The organism is Mixta hanseatica (genome assembly GCF_023517775.1).
Taxonomy (GTDB): domain Bacteria; phylum Pseudomonadota; class Gammaproteobacteria; order Enterobacterales; family Enterobacteriaceae; genus Mixta; species Mixta hanseatica.
In genome coordinates this window covers 1,370,758-1,387,047 of record NZ_CP082904.1, presented here as the reverse complement: position 1 = coordinate 1,387,047, position 16,290 = coordinate 1,370,758, and the positions used below count along the sequence as shown (strand labels likewise).

Below are 16,290 nucleotides of genomic sequence, written 5' to 3'. Positions count from 1 at the left end.
CTATTATTGCCGTAATCTGCAGACAACGGGCAGTTACCATATATTTAAGTTTCAAGAGGTTACTAAACTCATGGCAATCGTAGGTATTTTCTTTGGCAGCGATACCGGCAATACAGAAAATATTGCAAAGATGATCCAGAAACAGCTCGGTAGCGATGTTGCCGAAGTGCATGATATTGCCAAGAGCAGTAAAGAAGATCTGGAAGCTTTTGATATTCTGCTGTTAGGTATCCCGACCTGGTACTACGGCGAAGCGCAGTGCGACTGGGATGATTTTTTCCCAACGCTGGAAGAGATCGACTTCAACGGTAAACTGGTGGCGCTGTTTGGCTGCGGCGACCAGGAAGATTACGCAGAATACTTCTGCGATGCGATGGGCACCATCCGCGATATCATTGAGCCGAACGGTGCGGTGATCGTAGGCCACTGGCCAACCGAAGGCTACCATTTCGAAGCGTCGAAAGGCCTGGCGGACGATAAACACTTCCTCGGTTTAGCGATTGATGAAGACCGTCAGCCCGAATTGACTAACGAACGCGTGGATAAATGGGTTAAACAGATTTATGCAGAACTGCACCTGCAGGAAATTCTGGAAGCCTGATTTCGTGCGCAATGTGCTGTAAATCACATCGCGTAACAGGTTTTTCCTATAGAAATGATAGGTACGGGTTTGAAAATTTTATCATTGAGTCGGTAGAATACCCGTATCGGTCACGCGCTTTCCTGCCGTCGTGCTGTAAAGCGGCAGGATTAAGCGAAATGTAAACACAGCATCATATGGGCATGAACAACGCCGGACGTAGCGATCTTCTCTTTACTTCCACTTGCGATTTCACGCGCACCCTTACGGTTTTCATTTCGAAGCATCAGTTCTATAATGAGACGCTATTAGCTTAGCGTCGACCGATGTTCATGGCTGTTCAGCCACATTGTGACTAGCAAAGTAACAGGACAATATCCGCATGACTGACAATAACACCGCATTAAAGAAGGCCGGCCTGAAGGTCACTCTTCCGCGACTAAAAATCCTGGAAGTGCTTCAGGGACCAGAGAGCCATCACGTCAGTGCGGAAGAGTTATATAAGCGTCTGATTGATATGGGCGAAGAGATTGGGCTGGCGACGGTTTATCGCGTCCTGAACCAGTTCGACGATGCCGGTATCGTTACGCGCCATAACTTCGAAGGCGGCAAATCCGTTTTCGAACTGACCCAGCAGCAGCACCACGATCATCTGATCTGCCTGGACTGCGGTAAGGTTATTGAATTTAGTGATGAGTCTATCGAATCTCGCCAGCGTGAAATCGCCACGCGTCACGGCATTAAACTGACCAACCACAGTCTCTATCTGTATGGTCACTGCGCGTCAGGCGACTGCCGCGAAGACGAAACACTACACGATAAATAATCAATTATGCTATGCAGTAATCTGAAAACCGGTGCTCAGGCACCGGTTTTTTTATGGCTGCGTGCTGCCGTTCCAGGCGCGTTAAACCGCGAGCATCGTCCCGGAAATAATTTTAGCGGGCGTATACCGGCAGCAGATCGGCGTAGCTGAGTAGCGAAACGATAATATTCAGGACGGCAAACAGTAGCACCAGCAGTACGGGCAGGTTGCCTCCTTTTAAACGCCAGCCCTGAAAGTGCGGGAAGCGTTGCCGGGCGCGCCAGACCAGCAGCGCCGGCGTGATAACGGCCCATACGGTTGCTGCCAGCCCGGCATAACCAATCGCCACCAGAAAGCCGTTCGGCCAGATAAGCGCCGCGGAGAGCGGAACGACAAAGGTGATAACAGTGGTTTTTAACCGACCTGTCGCGCCGTTATCCATTTTCAACAGATCGGCCAGATAATCAAATAGCCCCAGCGTAACACCCAGAAAGGAACTGGCAACGGCAAAAGTGGAAAAGACGGTAAGCAGCACGCTCAGCGAGGCGCTTTGCAGTAAATTGCCCAGGGCATCAACCAGCGCATCAATATTGCCGCCGCGCTGGGCGATCGCAATAAAGTCCACGCGCGGAATATTTCCCATGGTGCCGACAATCCAGACCAGATAAATCATCAGCGCCGCTACGGTTCCCAGCAGCAGGCAGCGTGCGACTTTTTTGCCCTCGCCCCGGTAATACTCAATCAGACCGGAAATATTGCCGTGATAGCCAAATGAAGCCAGGCAAAAAGGAATCACCATCCAGCCATAACGCAGATAATGGCTTTCCGTGCCGCCGACATCAAACAGCAGCGCTGACCTGACATGACCGAGCAGACCGCCAAACAGCAGAAAGAAAGTGATCACTTTCGCGCCGAGGAAAATCAGCGTCACGCGGCTGACCGCGGCGGTTCCCAGCCAGACAAACAGCGCCACCAGCAGCGTAAAGCCCAGCCCCGCCGCCCTGGCGGATACCGGCAGCGCCAGCGCAGCGAAAGTATGCTGCAAAATAGCGCCGCTGGCCGAGATATAGGCATAGGTCAAAATGCCCAGCACAAACAGAATGGATGCCCCGTTAAGCACGTTCCAGCGCTGGCCCAGCAGATCGCGCGTCAGCGTATCGAAACCTGCCCCGCGGGGATAGTGCAGACTGGTCTCAAGGAACATCAGCCCGGAGAGCAGCATGCATAGCCAGGTAAATAATAAGATAGCTGACGACCAGCTAAACCAGGCGCCGGACATCACCACCGGCAGAGAAAACATACCGGCTCCTACCACCGTACCGGTAATAATCAGCGTGCCCCATAATATTGAGGGGAGTTTGCTGGCGGAAACCGCTGTTTCCATAACGCATCCTTAGAATGATATCTGTTTATTTATTGTTCAAATGGCACTCTGTCTGGCAGAGAAGCTATTAAGGCAGATATTCTACCTGATAGCGAACTCATGAACTAGTACATAACAGCGTAAATGAATAAAATCTAATGATGGGATAAAACGCGCGGCCATTTTCCGCTGCGCCACGCTTTCCCTTCCTGCACGCGGGCGAAAAATTTAGCGCATAAAAAAGGCGGCTCCGGGAGCCGCCTTTGATCATTGAAATAGCTTATTCGCCGCTTTTAGCCCAGGTATCACGCAGGCCAACGGTACGGTTAAATACCAGGTGTTGCGGGCTGGAGTAAACGCTGTCGGCGCAGAAGTAGCCTTCGCGTTCAAACTGGTAAGGAGAAGTCGCTTCCGCCTGCTTCAGACCCGGCTCGACAAAGCCCTGTTTAATCACCAGCGATTCCGGGTTAATGGTCGCCAGGAAATCTTCCGCCGCTCCCGGATTCGGCACGCTAAACAGGCGATCGTAAAGACGAAACTCAGCCGGCGCCGCATGTTCTGCCGATACCCAGTGGATAACCCCTTTCACTTTACGGCCATCGGCCGGATCTTTGCTCAGCGTATCAACATCGCAGGTGCAGAAAATACAGGTAATATTGCCATCTTCATCTTTCGCCACCCGCTCGGCACGGATAACGTAAGCGTTACGCAGGCGCACTTCTTTACCCAGTACCAGACGCTTGTACTGCTTGTTGGCTTCTTCACGGAAGTCAGCCCGGTCGATCCAGACTTCACGGCTAAACGGCACCGAACGCGTACCCATCTCTGGCTTATTCGGATGATTCGGCATGCTGATGATCTCTTCATGACCCGCAGGCAGGTTTTCAATCACCACTTTCAACGGATCGAGCACGGCCATCGCGCGCGGCGCATTCTCATTCAGATCGTCGCGAATACAGGATTCCAGCGCGGCCATTTCCACGATGTTGTCCTGCTTGGTCACGCCGATGCGGCGGCAGAAATCACGAATAGAGGCGGCGGTATAACCACGACGACGCAGACCAGAAACGGTAAGCATGCGCGGATCGTCCCAGCCTTCCACCACTTTCTCTGTTACCAGCAGGTTCAGCTTACGCTTGGACATAATGGCGTATTCAAGATTCAGGCGGGAAAACTCGTACTGACGCGGATGAACCGGGATAGTGATGTTATCCAGCACCCAATCATACAGGCGGCGGTTATCCTGGAACTCCAGCGTACAGAGCGAATGGGTGATCCCTTCCAGCGCATCGGAAATGCAATGGGTGAAGTCATACATCGGATAGATGCACCACTTGTTGCCGGTCTGATGATGCTCGGCAAACTTCACGCGGTAGATGACCGGATCGCGCATCACGATAAAGCTTGAGGCCATATCGATTTTCGCGCGCAGGCAGGCGGTGCCTTCGGCGAATTCGCCGTTACGCATTTTCTCAAACAGCGCCAGGTTTTCTTCTACGCTACGATCGCGGTACGGGCTGTTTTTGCCCGGCGAGGTCAGCGTGCCGCGATATTCACGGATCTGCTCCGGCGACAGCTCATCGACATAGGCCAGGCCTTTATTGATTAGTTCGATGGCGTAGTGATAAAGCTGGTCAAAATAGTTGGAGGAGTAACGCACTTCACCACTCCACTGGAACCCCAGCCATTGCACATCACGCTTGATAGACTCGACATACTCGATATCTTCTTTTGCCGGGTTGGTATCGTCAAAACGCAGGTTGCATTCACCCTGATAATCTTGCGCGATGCCAAAGTTCAGGCAGATCGATTTTGCGTGACCAATATGCAGATAGCCATTTGGCTCCGGTGGAAAACGGGTATGCACACTGCTGTGCTTGCCGCTCGCCAAATCTTCGTCGATGATCTGACGAATAAAATTAGTTGGGCGGGCTTCAGCCTCACTCATCACTGTATCCTCAACACGAAATGTCTGGTCGTTATAACCATGAAATAACCGATATGATCCACAAAGCGTGCAAGGGAAACAACCGTTTGTTGGCGCTGAGGCAGAAAAAAGGCAGGAATCGCTTCCTGCCCGTTGAGGTTTAACGCAGAGGCGGGTTATTTCTGGATTTCGTACAGTTTGCTTTCGCCAGCCACCACCGTTCCGCTCGCCAGCAAAGTCATGCCGGCAAAGTCGTCGATGTTGCTCACTACGACCGGACTGATCATCGAGCGGGCGTTGGCGTTGAGGAAATCAAGATCCATCTCCAGTACCGGTTGACCAGCGCTGACGCTTGCGCCCTCTTCCGCCAGCCGCGTAAAGCCTTTACCCGCTAACGCCACGGTATCCAGCCCCATATGCACCACGATCTCTACCCCGTTTTCCGTTTCCAGGCAGAAGGCATGATTGGTATTGAAGATTTTCACCAGGGTTCCGGCAAGCGGTGCCACCACCGTTTTACCGGTTGGTTTGATGGCCAAACCATCGCCAACCGCTTTGCTGGCGAATGCCTCATCGGGTACCTGATCGAGCGGTACGATTTCACCGCTGACCGGTGCCAGCAGTGTGGCAAGCGTTTGCCGGGCGCTTGCCGATGCCGCCTTCACGGCGGGCGCAGCAGCAGCCGGCGCGACGCTGGCGGACGGCGAAGCGGATGCGGCCACCGGCCCTTTCGCCAGCACGTTTTTCATCGCTGAGGCGATCGATTCCGCCTGGGTGCCGACAATAATTTGTACGCTCTGCTTGTTCAGACGGATCACGCCGGATGCGCCCAGGCGCTTAGCCAGTTGCTCATTCAGCGCAGCGCTGTCTTTCACATTCAGACGCAGACGAGTAATGCAGGCGTCAATATGGGTCAGGTTCTCCGAGCCGCCAACCGCGCTGATATAGCGACGCGCCAGTGATTCGGTCTCTGTTTCACCCGATGCGTTGTTTTCGACATTTACGTCGTACCCATCGCTTTCGTCACCGACAACCGCCAGCTCACGGCCCGGGGTCAACAGGTTGAATTTTCTGATAGTAAAGCGGAACACCAGATAGTAGATCACGAAGAACACCAGGCCCTGCGGGATCAGCATATACCACTGAGTTGCTAATGGGTTGCGCGACTGCAGCGCCATATCCACCAGGCCGGCGCTAAAGCCGAAGCCGGAAATCCAGTGCATGCTCGCAGCGATAAAGACGGAAATACCGGTCAGCGCCGCGTGGATAACGTACAGCACCGGGGCAACAAACATAAAGGAGAACTCCAGCGGCTCGGTAATGCCGGTAAAGAACGCCGCGAATGCCGCCGCAATCATAATGCCGCCGACTTTGGCGCGATTTTCCGGGTGGGCGCACTGGTAAATCGCCAGCGCAGCGCCCGGCAGGCCAAACATCATTATCGGGAAGAAGCCCGCCTGATATTGACCGGTTACGCCGACAATTCCTTTGCCGCTGGCAATAGACTGCGCGCCGCCGAGGAAGTTAGGAATATCGTTAATACCCGCCACATCAAACCAAAAGACCGAGTTCAGCGCATGATGCAGACCAACCGGAATCAGCAGACGATTAAAGAACGCATACACCCCGGCACCGACGGAACCCAGTTTTTGAATGTGTTCGCCAAAGTTAACCAGCGCGTTGAAAATCAGCGGCCAGACATACATCAGGATAAAGGCGACCAGAATCATCAGGAAAGAGACGAGGATCGGCACCAGTCTGCGGCCGCTAAAGAAGGAGAGCGCTTTCGGCAGCTCCACATGGCTGAAACGGTTATACACTTCAGCGGAAAGGATCCCCACCAGAATGCCGACAAACTGGTTATCAATTTTGCCAAACGCCGCCGGCACCTGATCCAGCGGTATTTTCTGAATCATCGCCACCGAAGCGGGTGAACAGAGTGTGGTAACCACTAAGAAGCCGACAAAACCTGAAAGCGCCGCCGCACCGTCTTTATCTTTCGACATGCCATAAGCAATACCGACGGCGAACAGCGCAGCCATATGCTCAATAATGGCCCCGCCCGATTTGATCAGCAGCGCGGCCAATGCATTACCGGCACCCCAGCTATCAGGATCGAGCCAGTAGCCGACGCCCATTAAAATTGCGGCGGCGGGTAGCGTAGCGACAGGCACCATTAGCGCCCGGCCCACCTTTTGCAAATAACTAAGAATATTCACTCTTTCCCCCTGTGAGAATCAAAAAGGCGTCTGAAGCTGTTACTTTTATTATCACATCCCTCAGATAACCTGACGAAAGTACAGCATATATTGCAGTGTAAAAGGGATTTAATTCGCTTCGCAAATTAAAACCGCTCCTTATGTGACAGTTATCACCATAAACTTCTTTTCGAGCCGCATAATGCTGGTTATCTTTTTGTACTTATTTTATGATTAAAAATATCAGGACGGCGATCTCCTTCATAGTCACTATTAATCGTTCGAAACAGGCTTAGATTAGGTGGTTTAACCGTCCATTACCGGTTTGAATAATTCAACTTAAACGAGGTCAATAATGAGACTGATTCCTTTAGCAAACGCTTCTCAGGTCGGCAAATGGGCCGCTCGTCATATCGTCAACCGTATTAACGCCTTTAAGCCTACAAAGGACCGCCCTTTTGTTCTGGGCCTGCCTACCGGCGGCACCCCGCTGGAAGCCTACAAGCATTTAATTGAAATGCATAAAGCGGGCCAGGTCAGTTTCCAGCATGTCGTTACCTTTAATATGGATGAATATGTCGGCCTGCCTAAAGAACACCCGGAAAGTTATCACAGCTTTATGTATCGTAATTTTTTCGATCATGTTGATATTCCGCGAGAAAATATCAATCTTCTTAATGGAAATGCTGCGGATATTGACGCAGAATGTCGTCAATATGAAGAAAAAATTCGCGCCTATGGAAAAATCCATCTGTTTATGGGCGGCGTAGGCAACGACGGTCATATCGCCTTTAACGAACCCGCTTCTTCGCTGGCCTCACGCACCCGTATTAAAACGCTGACGCATGACACCCGCGTAGCGAATTCACGCTTCTTTGACGGTGATGTAAACCAGGTGCCGAAATATGCCCTAACGGTGGGCGTAGGCACGCTGCTGGATGCGGAAGAAGTAATGATTCTGGTGACCGGGCACGTGAAGGCGCAGGCGCTGCAGGCGGCGGTAGAAGGCAACGTTAATCATATGTGGACGATCAGTTGCCTGCAGCTTCATCCTAAAGCGGTGGTGGTGTGCGACGAACCCTCTACCATGGAGCTTAAGGTAAAAACGGTCAAATATTTCCGCGAGATGGAAGCGGAAAATATGCAGAATTTATAATCACTGGATTTAACTCTCTGTCCGGTTAACCTACCGGGCAGATGCCGCCTTGAGTCGGGAGAATATTATGTACGCTTTAGTCAATGGCCGCCTGTTTACCGGCCATGAAATCCTGGATAATCATGCTGTTGTGATCAATGACGGCCTGATTGAACGTGTCTGTCCACACGATGCGCTGCCAGCTGAATGTGAACAGCGCGACGTGGGCGGCGCCATTGTGGCTCCCGGCTTTATTGACGTTCAGTTGAACGGCTGCGGCGGCGTCCAGTTTAATGACGACATCGATGCGCTTAGCCTGGAAACCCTGGCTATTATGCAAAAGGCGAATGAAAAGTCAGGCTGCACCAGCTTTCTTCCGACACTGATCACCAGCAGTGATGAACTGATGGTACGGGCGGTAGAGGTGATGCGCAGCTGGCTGGCGCTTCACTCGCATCAGGCGCTTGGCCTGCACCTTGAGGGCCCGTGGCTGAACGTGGCGAAAAAAGGCACCCACCACGCCGAGCTGATTCGTAAACCCGATCCGGCGTTAGTTAACTTCCTCTGCGACAACGCTGAGGTGATTACCAAAGTGACTTTAGCGCCTGAAATGGCGGGGCCGGAGGTCATTCGCCAGCTGAGCGCTGCCGGGATTATCGTTTCCGCCGGGCATTCTCATGCCACCTATGATGAAGCGCGCAGCGGTTTTGCCGCCGGCATCCGCTTCGCCACCCATCTGTATAACGCGATGCCGACCACCACCGGGCGCGAACCGGGTTTAATCGGCGCGCTGTTGGATTCACCCGATGTTTACTGCGGCATTATTGCCGATGGTCTGCATGTCCATTACGCTAACGTACGCAATGCGAAACGCGTCAAAGGCGATAAGCTGGTGCTGGTTACTGACGCTACCGCGCCAGCAGGCGCGGCCATTGATCGGTTCATTTTTGCCGGTAAAACAATATACTATCGGAACGGGCTGTGCGTTGACGAAAATGGAACGCTAAGTGGATCGGCGCTGACGATGATCGAAGCAGTACAAAACTGCGTTGAGCACGTCGGCATTTCACTGGATGAAACTTTGCGTATGGCAACGCTTTACCCAGCCCGCGCAATGGGCGTGGATAAACAGTTAGGCTCGATCGAAGCTGGAAAAGTAGCCAACCTGACTGTTTTTACGCGCGATTATCACATTATTAAGACTATCGTTAACGGTAACGAAGTCTTTAGCGAGTAATCATTGATGACCACTGGCGGCCAGGCACAAATAGGAAATGTCGATCTAGTAAAGCAGTTAAACAGCGCAGCGGTTTACCGCCTTATCGATCAAATGGGTCCGATTTCCCGTATACAGATTGCGGAACAGAGCCAGCTTGCGCCCGCCAGCGTCACCAAAATTACCCGTCAGCTTATTGAGCGCGGCCTGATTAAAGAGGTCGATCAGCAGGCCTCTACCGGCGGTCGCCGCGCTATTTCTATTGTGACGGAAACCCGCGGCTTTCATACCATCGGCGTTCGTCTTGGGCGTAACGATGCTACGCTCACGCTCTACGACCTGAGCGGCAAGTCGCTGGCGGAGGAGCATTATCCCCTGCCGGAGCGCACCCAGGAGACGCTGGAGCATGCGCTGTTTAACGCTATCGAGCACTTTAACCAGGCCCATCAGCGTAAGCTGCGGGAGCTGATTGCTATCTCTATCATTTTACCCGGTCTGGTCGATCCTAATAACGGCATCATCCGTTATATGCCTCATATTACTGTCAATAACTGGCCGCTGGTGGCTAACCTTAAACAGCGTTTTAAGGTAACCAGCTTTGTTGGGCATGATATTCGCAGCCTGGCGCTGGCGGAACACTATTTTGGTGCAAGCCGCGACTGCGCGGACTCTATTTTGGTGCGCTTACACCGTGGCACCGGCGCCGGCATTATCACCAATGGCCATATTTTCCTCGGCAGCAACGGCAACGTAGGAGAGATCGGTCATATTCAGGTCGATCCACTGGGCGAGCGCTGCCACTGCGGCAACTTTGGCTGTCTGGAAACCATTGCCGCCAACGGCGCGCTGGAAAATCGGGTGCGCCGTCTGTTACAGCAGGGTTATTCCAGTACGCTGAGGCTGGACGATTGCACGATTCAGGCGATCTGCAAAGCGGCCAATCGCGGCGATGCGCTGGCGACAGAAGTAATTGAGCATGCCGGACGCTATCTGGGCAAAGCGATTGCCATTGCGATTAATCTGTTTAATCCGCAGAAAATCGTGCTGGCCGGCGAGATTACCGAAGCGGAAAAGGTGCTATTACCAGCAATTGAAAGCTGTATTAATACGCAAACGTTAAAAGCATTCCGTAAAAATCTGCCGGTGGTACGTTCGGAATTGGATCACCGCTCCGCTATCGGCGCTTTTGCGCTGGCCAAACGCGCCATGCTTAATGGCACCCTACTCCAGCACCTGCTGGAAGAATAACGGTTAACGCCAAACACCAGCCATTCACGGCTGGTTTTTTTTTGCGTCGCGCCCGCACCGCTCACTTTTTGCTCAAGTTTGCGCATTTTTTGCCGATACTGCAATTATTGGCCAAATTTATTAGATGAAATCTAATATTCATGGCATGGCAACAACCTTTTTATCAAGAAAAAAGGAAATCGCTTGCATTGCATGCACCAGATAGAGCATTTTCTTATACATCACGCAACGACAGGCGTTGCTCATTTATCATCACTTAATGAAAACATCACCGTTTAGGTGAGATCAGGAGTAGGTTATGTGTTCAATCTTCGGTGTACTCGATCTGAAAAGCGACGCTTCAGAACTGCGTAAAAAAGCGTTAGAACTTTCACGCCTTATGCGTCATCGCGGCCCGGACTGGTCCGGCGTCTATGCTGATGAGCATGCCATCCTGGCGCATGAGCGTTTGTCAATTGTTGATGTCAACAACGGCGCGCAGCCCCTGTACAACGCAGCACATACCCACGTACTGGCCGTTAACGGTGAAATTTACAACCATCAGGCGCTACGTGCCGAGCTGAGCGATCGCTATGACTTCCAGACCGGTTCTGATTGTGAAGTGATTCTGGCGTTGTATCAGGAAAAAGGCGTTGATTTCCTCGACGACCTGCAGGGCATGTTTGCCTTCATCCTTTACGATAGCGAAAAGAAAAGCTGGCTGATTGGCCGCGATCATATCGGCATCATTCCGCTGTATATGGGCAACGATGAGTATGGCAACCTGTTTGTCGCGTCAGAAATGAAAGCGCTGGTGCCGGTGTGCCGCACTATTAAAGAATTCCCGCCGGGAAGCTACCTCTCCAGCACCGACGGCGAAATTCGTCGTTACTATCAGCGTGACTGGATGGAGTATGACAGCGTAGCGGATAACGCCACTGACGCGGTCGCGCTGAAAAACGCGCTGGAAGAGTCGGTGAAAAGCCATCTGATGTCCGATGTGCCGTATGGCGTGCTGCTCTCCGGCGGCCTTGACTCCTCTATTATCTCTGCGGTAACCAAACGCTTCGCGGCGAAACGCGTAGAAGATCAGGATAAGAGCGAGGCTTGGTGGCCGCAGCTGCACTCCTTCGCGGTCGGCCTGGAAGGATCCCCCGATCTGAAAGCGGCAAAATCGGTCGCCGATCATCTGGGTACGGTGCATCATGAAATTCACTTTACCGTACAGGAAGGGCTGGATGCGATTCGCGATGTGATTTATCACATTGAAACGTATGACGTCACGACTATCCGCGCCTCAACGCCGATGTATCTGATGTCACGCAAGATTAAAGCGATGGGCATTAAAATGGTGCTCTCCGGTGAAGGCGCCGATGAGGTGTTTGGCGGCTACCTCTATTTCCATAAGGCGCCGAACGCCAAAGAGTTCCATGAAGAGAACGTGCGCAAGCTGCTGGCGCTGCATATGTATGACTGCGCGCGCGCCAACAAAGCGATGTCCGCCTGGGGCGTGGAAGCGCGCGTGCCCTTCCTGGATAAAAAATTCCTCGATGTGGCGATGCGTATCAACCCGCAGGATAAAATGTGTGGCAGCAACGGCAAGATGGAAAAACACATCCTGCGTGAATGCTTCTCTTCCTACCTGCCGGAAAGCGTGGCCTGGCGCCAGAAAGAACAGTTCTCTGACGGCGTAGGCTACAGCTGGATTGATACGCTGAAAGAGGTAGCGCAGCAGCAGGTGAGCGATCAGCAACTGGCAACCGCACACTATCGCTTCCCGTACAACACGCCGGGCTCAAAAGAAGCGTATCTCTACCGCGAGATCTTCGAAGAGCTGTTCCCGCTGCCCAGCGCGGCGGAATGCGTACCTGGCGGCCCGTCAGTGGCCTGCTCTTCCGCTAAAGCCATTGAGTGGGATGAAGCCTTTAAGAGCATGGACGATCCCTCTGGCCGTGCGGTGGGCGTACACCAGTCCGCCTATAAATAAACGACCCAATATTATCGCTAATAAAACGGGCCTGCATGGCCCGTTTTTTATTGCATCTGGCGGAGTTACGATCAAAAATTGTCGTTTTTATCATCACGCTGGTTACAAGCCAGTCAAACAGTACGTGAATGGTAAAAAACGACAAAAAACTTGTTGACGCTACTGAACGCAATACGCATAATGCGCCCCGCAACGCCGATGAAGGTAGCGCGAAAAAAGATGGCTACGTAGCTCAGCTGGTTAGAGCACAGCACTCATAATGCTGGGGTCACAGGTTCGATTCCCGTCGTAGCCACCATCTTTTTTGCGGGAGTGGCGAAATTGGTAGACGCACCAGATTTAGGTTCTGGCGCCGCAAGGTGTGCGAGTTCAAGTCTCGCCTCCCGCACCATTTCAGTCATCGGTTTAGCGGATGGGGTATCGCCAAGCGGTAAGGCACCGGTTTTTGATACCGGCATTCCCTGGTTCGAATCCAGGTACCCCAGCCATATTTCTGATGTAAAACTGATGCGTAATCGGATCTTGGGATATCGCCAAGCGGTAAGGCACCGGTTTTTGATACCGGCATTCCCTGGTTCGAATCCAGGTATCCCAGCCACATCAGAAAGCAATAAAATTTGGCTACGTAGCTCAGCTGGTTAGAGCACAGCACTCATAATGCTGGGGTCACAGGTTCGATTCCCGTCGTAGCCACCATTTTATTGGGGTATCGCCAAGCGGTAAGGCACCGGATTCTGATTCCGGCATTCCGAGGTTCGAATCCTCGTACCCCAGCCAATTAAAAACTGTTTATCCCAATTTATTGGGGTGTCGCCAAGCGGTAAGGCACCGGATTCTGATTCCGGCATTCCGGGGTTCGAATCCCTGCACCCCAGCCAAACAGTGTAAAAAAGCCCGCTTCTGCGGGCTTTTTTGCGTCTGCGTATCTGCTTTTTTAACGGGCGGCGCTTTCCGCCCGTCACGTTTACAGCCCCAAAGCGTAACGCAGCGCCTGACGCTTCAGCACGCCAGCATGTTCCGCCGCCATCAGCCCTACATTACGCAGCACGCGCAGCGGCGGCAGGCGGTTGCTAAAGGCGAAATAAAACAGGTCCATCCCGCTCTGCATCAAAAAATTATCTTTTTGGCGCTGACGCTGATAACGCAGCAGCACGCGTTCTGAAGACCACGCTTCCGCCTGGTCGCGCGCCGTCGTTAATACTTCAATCAACGCATCAACGTCGCGGTAACCCAGATTAACCCCCTGCCCCGCCAGCGGATTGATGGTGTGCGCCGCATCGCCGACCAGCGCCAGCCCCGGTAATACATAACGGCTGGCGTGACGACGTACCAGCGGGAAGGAGGCAGCCTGCTGCACGCGAAAATGCCCCAGGCGCGCCGGAAAACAGCGCGCCACCTCTTTTTGCAGCTGTTCTGGCGTCATCGCCTGCAGCTGGCGGATGCGGGCCGGGCTGTCATACCAGACCAGCGAGGCCCAGCGATCGAACAACGGCAGCAGCGCATGCGGTCCGTCCGGTGTGAAATGCTGCCAGGTAGTATCGCCCGCCGCATGCTCCAGCTCTACGCCAATCAGCATACAGGACTGACTGTAATTCCAACCCTGGATGCCGATGCCGGTCAGCTGACGCACCTGCGAGTTCGCGCCATCGGCGCCCACCACCAGCCGGGTAGTAAGCGTCTGGCCATCCTCCAGCGTCAGCTGCCAGCCGCCGTTATGCTGCTGCAGCGCGCTTAATTTTGCCGGTGCGAACAGCGTTACCGGCTGCTGCTGCAAACGCTGCCACAACGCCAGCTGCAACACCGAATTCTCTACCATGTAACCCAGCTCCGGCAGCCCAAGGCTATCGGCATCAAACTGGACGCGCGCCGTCTGCCATTCCCAGGTTTCCAGCTTACGATAGGGCGCGCAGCGCATTTGCTGCACGGCCGGCCAGACGTCGAGCTGTTTTAGTAAATCCACCGAGGCGCAGCCGATAGCGGAAATACGAATATCCGGCGGCGCATCAGGATCGAAAGCCGCCGGCAGCGCGCGTTCCAGCACGGCAACCTGAAAGCCCTGCTGCGCCAGCCCGCTGGCCAGCGCCGCGCCAACCATACCGCCGCCAACCACGACGACATCGAATTGCGTTTGATGCATAAATTTATCCTTTTGTGCCCTGCCGTCTCGCGGCGACAGGTCCGCGAGCCCGTTATCTTAAAGTGTACCGGAAATCGCGCGGAAAACAGAAAAGCCGATACACTGGTCACAACAGCAGCAAAGCATTACAATACGCGCCCTGCAATCCTTCCTGCACTGATAAATGGCACGTTAGATGAGTAAAAAACTGCATATCAAAACCTGGGGCTGTCAGATGAACGAATACGATTCATCTAAAATGGCCGACCTGCTGGAGAGCACGCACGGCTACGCCCTCACGGAAGTGGCGGAAGAGGCTGATATTCTGCTGCTTAATACCTGCTCGATCCGCGAAAAGGCACAGGAGAAAGTCTTTCATCAGCTGGGCCGTTGGAAAACGCTGAAAGAGCGTAATCCTGATTTAATCATTGGCGTGGGTGGCTGCGTCGCCTCGCAGGAAGGTGACCATATTCGTCAGCGCGCCAGCTATGTCGATATTGTCTTCGGACCGCAAACCCTGCACCGCCTGCCGGAGATGATCAACACCGTACGCGGCTCGAAAAGCCCGGTCGTGGATATCAGCTTCCCGGAAATCGAGAAATTTGACCGTCTGCCGGAGCCGCGCGCTGAAGGCCCGACCGCGTTCGTTTCCATTATGGAAGGCTGCAACAAATACTGTACCTTCTGCGTGGTGCCTTATACTCGCGGCGAAGAGGTTAGCCGTCCCTGCGACGATATCCTGCTGGAAATCGCCCAGCTCGCTGCGCAGGGCGTACGTGAAGTTAACCTGCTGGGCCAGAACGTTAACGCTTATCGCGGGCCGGCATACGACGGCGGCATCTGCTCTTTTGCTGAGCTGCTGCGTCTGGTCGCCGCGATCGACGGCATCGATCGCATTCGCTTCACCACTAGCCATCCGATTGAATTCACTGACGATATTATTGACGTCTACCGTGATACGCCGGAGCTGGTGAGCTTCCTGCATCTGCCGGTACAGAGCGGCGCCGATCGCATCCTGACGCTGATGAAGCGCGCCCATACCGCGCTGGAATACAAAGCGATTATCCGTAAGCTAAAAGAAGCGCGTCCGGATATTCAAATCAGCTCTGACTTTATCATTGGCTTCCCTGGCGAAACTCAGGAAGACTTTGAAAAAACCATGAAGCTGATTGCCGACGTTAACTTCGATATGAGCTTCAGCTTTATCTATTCTGCGCGTCCCGGCACGCCGGCGGCTGACCTGCCGGACGATGTTAGCGAAGAAGAGAAGAAGCAGCGCCTGTATATCCTGCAGGATCGCATTAACCAGCAGGCAATGGCATGGAGCCGTCGGATGATGGGCACCGTACAGCGCATTCTGGTTGAGGGCCCGTCACGTAAAAACGTGATGGAGCTGTCAGGCCGTACGGAAAACAACCGCGTAGTGAACTTTGAAGGTACGCCGGAGATGATAGGCAAATTCGTCGATGTGGAAATCGTTGACGTTTATCCTAACTCTTTGCGCGGCATCGTGGTTCGCACCGAGGACGAGATGGGCCTGCGCGTAGCGGAAAGTCCGGCTTCGGTTATTGCGCGCACCCGTAAAGAGAATGAAATCGGCGTCGCCATTTTCCAGCCTTGATCGTCAGCTATTTTACGGCGGGCAGCGCATGCCCGCCGTACAATTTCACTTCATTACACTTGCTTTCTGAAAGCAACGCCCAAATATCGGCTTTACAGCTTGCGCCTTTCGGTCA

At 53.3% G+C, this 16,290-nt stretch carries 11 protein-coding genes and 7 tRNA genes; 14 read left to right on the top strand and 4 right to left on the bottom strand.

What is annotated here, in order from left to right; translation table 11 throughout:
- The first annotated feature begins 70 nt into the window (after positions 1 to 70).
- Complete coding sequence (gene fldA, locus K6958_RS06725; protein WP_085067601.1) at positions 71 to 601, top strand: flavodoxin FldA; 531 nt, start codon at positions 71 to 73, stop codon at positions 599 to 601.
- 361 nt (positions 602 to 962) lie between these two features.
- On the top strand, positions 963 to 1,406 hold the full coding sequence (gene fur / locus K6958_RS06720; protein ID WP_249893921.1) for a ferric iron uptake transcriptional regulator: 444 nt from the start codon (positions 963 to 965) through the stop codon (positions 1,404 to 1,406).
- 112 nt (positions 1,407 to 1,518) lie between these two features.
- Here fur and mtr read toward each other — a convergent pair whose 3' ends face one another.
- The 3 genes from mtr to nagE all read right to left on the bottom strand — a co-directional run bounded on the left by mtr (position 1,519) and on the right by nagE (position 6,888).
- Positions 1,519 to 2,769 (bottom strand): tryptophan permease, encoded by a 1,251-nt coding sequence (mtr, locus tag K6958_RS06715; protein WP_249893920.1) that lies wholly within the window; start codon positions 2,767 to 2,769, stop codon positions 1,519 to 1,521.
- 259 nt (positions 2,770 to 3,028) lie between these two features.
- Positions 3,029 to 4,696, bottom strand: a complete 1,668-nt coding sequence (gene glnS, locus K6958_RS06710) for a glutamine--tRNA ligase (protein ID WP_249893919.1) — start codon at positions 4,694 to 4,696, stop codon at positions 3,029 to 3,031.
- A 155-nt stretch (positions 4,697 to 4,851) separates the two neighbouring features.
- On the bottom strand, positions 4,852 to 6,888 hold the full coding sequence (gene nagE / locus K6958_RS06705) for an N-acetylglucosamine-specific PTS transporter subunit IIBC (RefSeq protein ID WP_249894611.1): 2,037 nt from the start codon (positions 6,886 to 6,888) through the stop codon (positions 4,852 to 4,854).
- Between the two features lie 340 nt (positions 6,889 to 7,228).
- Between nagE and nagB the strand changes: the two genes are divergently transcribed.
- From nagB to K6958_RS06650, 11 genes are all read left to right on the top strand, one after another.
- The gene (nagB, locus tag K6958_RS06700; RefSeq protein ID WP_249893918.1) at positions 7,229 to 8,029 is read left to right on the top strand and encodes a glucosamine-6-phosphate deaminase; all 801 of its coding nucleotides are present in this window, start codon (positions 7,229 to 7,231) and stop codon (positions 8,027 to 8,029) included.
- 67 nt (positions 8,030 to 8,096) lie between these two features.
- Positions 8,097 to 9,245, top strand: a complete 1,149-nt coding sequence (nagA, locus tag K6958_RS06695; protein WP_249893917.1) for an N-acetylglucosamine-6-phosphate deacetylase — start codon at positions 8,097 to 8,099, stop codon at positions 9,243 to 9,245.
- Between the two features lie 6 nt (positions 9,246 to 9,251).
- Positions 9,252 to 10,472, top strand: a complete 1,221-nt coding sequence (nagC, locus tag K6958_RS06690) for a DNA-binding transcriptional regulator NagC (protein WP_249893916.1) — start codon at positions 9,252 to 9,254, stop codon at positions 10,470 to 10,472.
- Positions 10,473 to 10,770: 298 nt separating this feature from the next.
- Positions 10,771 to 12,438, top strand: coding sequence for an asparagine synthase B (gene asnB / locus K6958_RS06685; RefSeq protein WP_249893915.1), 1,668 nt, complete (start codon positions 10,771 to 10,773; stop codon positions 12,436 to 12,438).
- A gap of 221 nt (positions 12,439 to 12,659) precedes the next feature.
- Positions 12,660 to 12,736: transfer RNA gene (locus tag K6958_RS06680), tRNA-Met, on the top strand.
- 8 nt (positions 12,737 to 12,744) lie between these two features.
- Positions 12,745 to 12,829: transfer RNA gene (locus tag K6958_RS06675), tRNA-Leu, on the top strand.
- A gap of 22 nt (positions 12,830 to 12,851) precedes the next feature.
- Positions 12,852 to 12,926, top strand: a tRNA-Gln gene (locus tag K6958_RS06670).
- Between the two features lie 35 nt (positions 12,927 to 12,961).
- Positions 12,962 to 13,036: transfer RNA gene (locus tag K6958_RS06665), tRNA-Gln, on the top strand.
- A gap of 21 nt (positions 13,037 to 13,057) precedes the next feature.
- A tRNA-Met gene (locus tag K6958_RS06660) sits at positions 13,058 to 13,134 on the top strand.
- 6 nt (positions 13,135 to 13,140) lie between these two features.
- Positions 13,141 to 13,215: transfer RNA gene (locus K6958_RS06655), tRNA-Gln, on the top strand.
- 26 nt (positions 13,216 to 13,241) lie between these two features.
- A tRNA-Gln gene (locus K6958_RS06650) sits at positions 13,242 to 13,316 on the top strand.
- An 86-nt stretch (positions 13,317 to 13,402) separates the two neighbouring features.
- On the opposite strand, the gene ubiF is transcribed toward K6958_RS06650, so the two are convergent.
- Complete coding sequence (gene ubiF / locus K6958_RS06645) at positions 13,403 to 14,575, bottom strand: 3-demethoxyubiquinol 3-hydroxylase (protein ID WP_249893914.1); 1,173 nt, start codon at positions 14,573 to 14,575, stop codon at positions 13,403 to 13,405.
- Between the two features lie 175 nt (positions 14,576 to 14,750).
- On the opposite strand from ubiF, the gene miaB reads away from it, so the two are divergent.
- Positions 14,751 to 16,175: a tRNA (N6-isopentenyl adenosine(37)-C2)-methylthiotransferase MiaB gene (gene miaB / locus K6958_RS06640; RefSeq protein ID WP_249893913.1), complete on the top strand. Its 1,425-nt coding sequence runs from the start codon at positions 14,751 to 14,753 to the stop codon at positions 16,173 to 16,175.
- Positions 16,176 to 16,290: the final 115 nt, after the last annotated feature.

Bases quoted from the DNA above. Each gene is read 5' to 3' on its own strand.
- miaB (WP_249893913.1), top strand. From the start codon at position 14,751: ATGAGTAAAAAACTGCATATCAAAACCTGGGGCTGTCAGATGAACGAA.
- nagB (WP_249893918.1), top strand. From the start codon at position 7,229: ATGAGACTGATTCCTTTAGCAAACGCTTCTCAGGTCGGCAAATGGGCC.
- nagC (WP_249893916.1), top strand. From the start codon at position 9,252: ATGACCACTGGCGGCCAGGCACAAATAGGAAATGTCGATCTAGTAAAG.
- fldA (WP_085067601.1), top strand. From the start codon at position 71: ATGGCAATCGTAGGTATTTTCTTTGGCAGCGATACCGGCAATACAGAA.
- asnB (WP_249893915.1), top strand. From the start codon at position 10,771: ATGTGTTCAATCTTCGGTGTACTCGATCTGAAAAGCGACGCTTCAGAA.
- mtr (WP_249893920.1), bottom strand. From the start codon at position 2,769: ATGGAAACAGCGGTTTCCGCCAGCAAACTCCCCTCAATATTATGGGGC.
- glnS (WP_249893919.1), bottom strand. From the start codon at position 4,696: ATGAGTGAGGCTGAAGCCCGCCCAACTAATTTTATTCGTCAGATCATC.
- ubiF (WP_249893914.1), bottom strand. From the start codon at position 14,575: ATGCATCAAACGCAATTCGATGTCGTCGTGGTTGGCGGCGGTATGGTT.
- fur (WP_249893921.1), top strand. From the start codon at position 963: ATGACTGACAATAACACCGCATTAAAGAAGGCCGGCCTGAAGGTCACT.
- nagA (WP_249893917.1), top strand. From the start codon at position 8,097: ATGTACGCTTTAGTCAATGGCCGCCTGTTTACCGGCCATGAAATCCTG.